The following is a 5502-nucleotide window of genomic DNA, read 5'->3' on the forward strand; positions in this document are numbered from 1 at the left end:
GTCTACCCAATCCTCCAGACATTCCGGCAAGAGCGTCGTCTACCCAATCCTCCAGACATTCCGGCAAGAGCGTCAGCTGGGATCTGTCCGCGCCTTCAACGAAGCGTCCCATCCACATCCCCCATCAGGAAACGGAGGAATCGTAACCGACTCGTGGCTTTTCACACAGCCAGGGTCACAAGCCGACATCTGAGCAAAGACTACAAAGCGTCCGCTTTGGGCCAATAACGGAAGTCGCGATTGGATAACAGGTCCGCTGCCATGGTCGGCAATAAATATCGTACGTGAAGTGGTTCACAAATGGACGGGCCAGACCGCGATAAGCTGAGCGGGCTCTTGGCCGTCGTGCGCCAGTGGCATCAGCAGATTCGAGATCGAACATCGACGTCGACCGCTCCGTCGCACGTATCGTATTTCGCAATGCTGGCTCTATGAACTGTCAAATTTGGTTCGATGGCATTCTGTGCGGCCGAGAGCCCAAGAACGAGCAATCGCGTTACGCAATTCAGAAAGTTGATTGGAGAATAAGCCACACGATAAATCAGATGGAGGATCCGATGGTAAAGAGAGCGATTGCGCTCGGCGGAGGCGGTCCGGCAGCAGGATTGCACATCGGGGTTCTGGAAGCCCTTGCCAACGCAGATATAGAGTTTGAGGTGTGGGCTTTGTCCTGCATCGGCGCCTGGGTTGGGATCGTCTACAATCAGTTTGATGGAGTTGAAAACAAAGCCAGGGCGGAAAAGACCTATCAATTCTTCAAGAATGGCGTGTTTCGAGACGACGAAGGCTATAAGCGCTTCCCCATAAACACCGTGTTTGGTCCAGATTGGGCAGGAAGCATGAGCAGGGCTCTGACCAGCTTCGTCATGGATCCCAAGAACTATCTGCATTTATGGGACCCATCGACCATGGTGAATGCCTTCAGGGATTCTATGTCGCTCTGGTTCCCTCAACAGAAGTTCACTATCCCGGACGACGGAGACATCAACAGATGGATCCTTAATCAGGTCCTGGCACCCAATCCCTTCGTTCGCTATCTCACGTCAATGATGTACTTGTCCCATGTCACTGGCCTCTCCAAGATCAACTATCCGAATAGCCAGTTCATGAAGAGCATAAAGTTCGAAGCGCTCAAAGAGCCTGGAAAGCCCGTCATATTTCACAACGCCTGGAATCTTGATGACCATAAGCTCGCGTTATTTTCCAACCGACCAATGATCCAGCAAGCCGACAAGAAAGAGTACAAAGGGCCAATCAGCGCGTCCAGCCTATGTGCGTGCTCAGCTCTTCCCTTCATCGAAGAAACAGTTGAGATCGACGGAGTTACGTACTGCGAAGGAGCGCTGATCGACACGGTCAACTTCGAGAGCTTGCTCCAGGAGCACCATAACCCACCGGACGATACGCTGGACGAAGTATGGGTCAGCAGGATCGTTGATTCAAAGCAGGTCCGCAAACCGAAAGACCTTCATGATGCCCTGGCGAATCTTTGCCAGTTATTCGCAGCGACCGTTGGCGAAGATGACGTCAGGATCTTCAAATATCACGTGCAGTACGACGAACCCAAATGGGAAGGCATAATCGTCGAGATCCAGGTGCCGGGGCACATCAATTTCAAATGGAATCACAGCAACCTCTATAACGGGCGAGTGTTGGGAAGAGCCGCTGCGGAACAAGCAATCAAGAGGTATCACGCACATGCAGACCTCGACCCGCATGATGGGCCACACTTCATAAATGAGCATCCAGAGAAGAACGACAAGGAGGGATGGCAAGAGGTGAAAGATACGTATCGTAAATGCCAAGAGCGAGCGGATGCCTAGTGCCAAAGGCAAGTAGCTCCGCGACCGCTGAACCAGACTCCAATATCTGTGATCCGGGCAGAATTACTGCAGTCGATCGAGCAGTGCCTTCGCTTGCTTTAGATCCTGCGTTTCAAAACCCTCGGCGAACCCGGCGTAGACGGGAGCAAGCAGGTCGAGTGCTTCCTTGCGTCTGCCCTGATCGACCCACAAGGCGCCGAGGTCCACTGCAACTCGAAGTTCAAGGGCCTTGGCGTGTTGGCTTCTTGCCGTTGTCAGTGCGCGCTCGAACAGTGATTGCGCCTCGGTGCCGGCTCCCGGTACGTCATCGAAGAGCAGCGCGCGCGCCTTCAGTCGGTACAGTTCGGCCTCAAATATCCRCTCGCTATTGCGGCTGGTTGTGGCAAGACCCTGTTCGATCAGCTCGAGCGTGGCTTCGCGCTGACGGCTCGACAATAGGGCCGGGCTCAGGAGCACGTATAGGGCCGTGATGCCGAGCTGATAGCCCGCGTTGCGATATTCGTTCATCGCACCCTGGATTTCCGCGAGCGCGGCGGACGAAGGATCAAGAAAGGTGGCACTTATCCCCCGAACGGCGCGCGCCAATCCTCTCCATTGCCGGAATCCGTGCTCCTCCGACAAGGCAAGACAGCGTTCCGCATAGCCGTGCGCAGTCAGGAACTCGCCCCGAAGAGCGTGGAGAATGGACGCATAGTAACATCCATAGGCCTGCGAATGCGGATGACCAATGGCGTCGGCACGCCGAATGGCGGTATCCAGTCGTGCGAGCGCGGTATCGGGGCGGCCCAGCAGCCAGAGCACCCATGACATCAGGGCAAGGTCGGCCACGCCCGCATCCTGGCCGGCGGCACGCGCCGCCAATCTGTCCTGCTCGTTGCTTGCCTCGAACGCTTCGAAGGCCCGTACGATCACTTCGTGGGCTCCTTCGAGATGTCCCATGAAAAGTCGAATCATGCCTTGTCCACGCATCGCGTTGAGCAACGTTGGTCGATCGCCGCGCGCCTCCGCGAGTTCGAGTAGCGCCGAGATCATTTCCTCGGCGACCGGCAACTCACCACGAATGACGCTCGCGGTGGTCAACCAGAACATGATTTGTAGTTGCTCGGGGGGGTCTTCGAGGCGCTGGCACAGCTCGCGCGCGCGAGCGAAGATCGCCACCGCATGTGGCGATGCCGGTCCCTGGGTAGCGATCAGGCATGGTCCCAGCGCGAACTGGAAATCAAGCTCTCGTCTGTCCTTCCGAGCACCGTCGGCCAAATGGGCCAACACCTCGATGCCCTTCCGCAGGTGTGCGATAGCTTCGAGGTTGGCGGAGCGCATGGCCGCCTTCCTTCCCGCCTGAAGCCAATATTCTCCTGCCTTTTCGAACAGTCCCGCCTCCGTGAGGTGGAGCGCGAGAGTCTCGGGTTGAGCCTCCACGATTTCCGGGAACTGTTGCTCGAACACGTCCGCGATGGTGGCGTGCAGCGTAGCGCGTCGGCTCTTCAGAAGCCCGGATTCGGCAGCGTCGCGTACCAGCGCATGCTTGAAAGTATAGACCGCCCGGGGTATCTCGCCCCGGCAGAATATCAGCTCCGCCCTGACAAGCTGGGCAAGCGCCTCCTCCAGCGTCTGCCTTGGCAACTCGGCAACGGCGCTCAGCAGTTCGTAGGAGAACTCGCGCCCCACGACGGCGCCGATCTGAGCCACGTATTTCACCGGAGCCAATCGGTCGAGCCTGGCCATCAGCGATGCGCTCAACGTCGTCGGAATCGCCATCGATGGTAGCGGACGGCTGAGCGTGTAATGGTCGTCCCGCTCCTGCAACAGCCCGGTTTCGAGCACGGCCTTCGTCAGTTCCTCGACGAACAAGGGTACGCCATCGGTACGGGCGAGGATTTGGTGCATGACCTCCTCGGGGAGCGTCTTGCCGGCGGTGACGCCCTCGACCAATGCCGCCCCGTTGCGCCGGCTGAGCCGCGTGAGCGAGATCGTCGTCACATGGGCATGACCAGGCCAGGGCGGGGCGAACTCCGGTCTCGCCGTGATCAGCAGCAGTACGCGAAGCCGCGGCAGCTTTTCCAGTGTAACCGCGAGCAGTTCCAGCGACGTCGGATCCGCCCAATGGGCATCCTCGAATATCACGAACACCGGCTGACGCGCCGCCAATGCTTCGAGCTGGGCCAGGAACGCCGCCAGCGTCATGTCCTTGCGGGTCTGTGGAGTCATTTCGGGAAGGCGATAGCGGTCGCAGAGCGGAAGCGACAGAAGATTGGCCAGGGCCGGCACCACGCGGTCTGCATCGGCGCCAAACCGCAAGAGCAGAGCTTCAAGCTTGGCAAACTTCTCCGTCGGCGTCTCGCCTCGCTCGAACCGGGCGGCACGTTCGAGGTTGACGATGAATGGATACAGCGCACTGTTGGCGTGGTGCGCCGAGCAGAAGTGCCGTACCGTAATGTGTGGTTCGGCCTGGAGCCGCTCTTGAAGCGCCAGCGCGATATGCGACTTACCGATACCCGGCTCTCCAGTTAGAACCACGACGCAGCCTTCGCCTKACGCGGCATGCCGCCAGCGCCGCAACAGCAGTTCGATCTCCTCGTCACGCCCGATTAGCGATGTCAACCGCGTCTTGTGCTGCGCCTCGAAGCGGCTTTCCGCTCCACTGATCCCGAGCACCTGCCAGGCAGGTATTGGTTCCGCCCATCCTTTGAGCGCGACAGGGCCGAGATCGCGGTACTCGAAATGTCCATCGGTGAGCTGGTGTGTGCTCTCGGAAATCAGCACCATGCCGGGCTCGGCGAACTGCTGCAGGCGAGCTGCCAGGTTCGGTGTCTCACCAATGACCGCGTGCTCCTTGGCGGCGCCTTCGCCGGTCAGATCACCCACGACGACCATTCCGGTGGCGATGCCAACGCGGACCTGTAGCCTCGTACCGATATCTGTCTGGAGGTTGGCCACGGCATCGACCAGTGTCAGCCCCGCGCGTGTCGCCTGCTCGGCATCGTCCTCGTGGGCCTGGGGATAGCCGAAATAGGCAAGCACGCCATCCCCCATGTACCGCGCGATGACGCCCTCATTCCGGGCGATAACACCCGCGATGCAGTCGTGATAGGCACCGATTACCGAGCGCAAGTCCTCTGGATCCAGTCGGGCCGCAAGTGCCGACGAGTCCACCAGATCGCAAAACATGACCGTCAGTTGGCGCCGCTCGGCGCTGTCCCGCGGAGCCGGTTTGGCGGCCGTTCGGACTGATACGAGGACTTCACTCTTGAGTTCTGCAATTGCGCGCAGAATTTTGCGCCGGTGCCCAAGCAGGACGCCAAGGTCCTTGAGGTCCTGCTCCGTGAGATCGCTAACGACCGAGAAATCGATGGCGTTCTCGGCGAAACGCTGGGCGTACTCCCCCAAACCGATCGATGCGAGCCACTCTGCAGTACCTGTCATGGGATACCTATGGCCTATGCGATAAGAATAGCACATTGGAATAGCCAGCGAAGGCGCATCTATCGCCGGAAGCGCAGATCGCCGGACCTCTCGCCCAATTGAAAGGGCTCCGGCGAAAACTGGATGCTGCCAAGCGATGTCGCAGTTGGGTCTTGGGTGTGTGCAAACGGATAGGTCGGCACGCGGCCGTGGTCGCCAATCGTTGCAGGCGGCCGATGTCTCGCGTCGGAGCGTCCAATGACTGGCCAAAGTGGGT

Annotated in this window: 2 protein-coding genes; one reads left to right on the top strand and one right to left on the bottom strand. The window is 59.0% G+C overall.

Features of this window, described 5'->3' with window-relative positions:
* The first annotated feature begins 545 nt into the window (after nt 1-545).
* Nucleotides 546-1823, top strand: coding sequence for a patatin-like phospholipase family protein (locus AB4Z51_RS44145; RefSeq protein ID WP_441499699.1), 1278 nt, complete (start codon nt 546-548; stop codon nt 1821-1823).
* 63 nt (nt 1824-1886) lie between these two features.
* Here AB4Z51_RS44145 and AB4Z51_RS44150 read toward each other — a convergent pair whose 3' ends face one another.
* A complete protein-coding gene (locus tag AB4Z51_RS44150; RefSeq protein ID WP_441499700.1) occupies nt 1887-5246 on the bottom strand; it encodes an adenylate/guanylate cyclase domain-containing protein in 3360 nt (1119 codons plus the stop codon).
* Nucleotides 5247-5502: the final 256 nt, after the last annotated feature.

The organism is Bradyrhizobium sp. 2TAF36 (assembly GCF_052114925.1).
Lineage (GTDB): Bacteria > Pseudomonadota > Alphaproteobacteria > Rhizobiales > Xanthobacteraceae > Bradyrhizobium > Bradyrhizobium barranii.

What these genes read in the sequence shown, in the direction of transcription:
- AB4Z51_RS44145 (WP_441499699.1), top strand. Translation starts at nt 546, where the DNA reads ATGGAGGATCCGATGGTAAAGAGAGCGATTGCGCTCGGCGGAGGCGGT.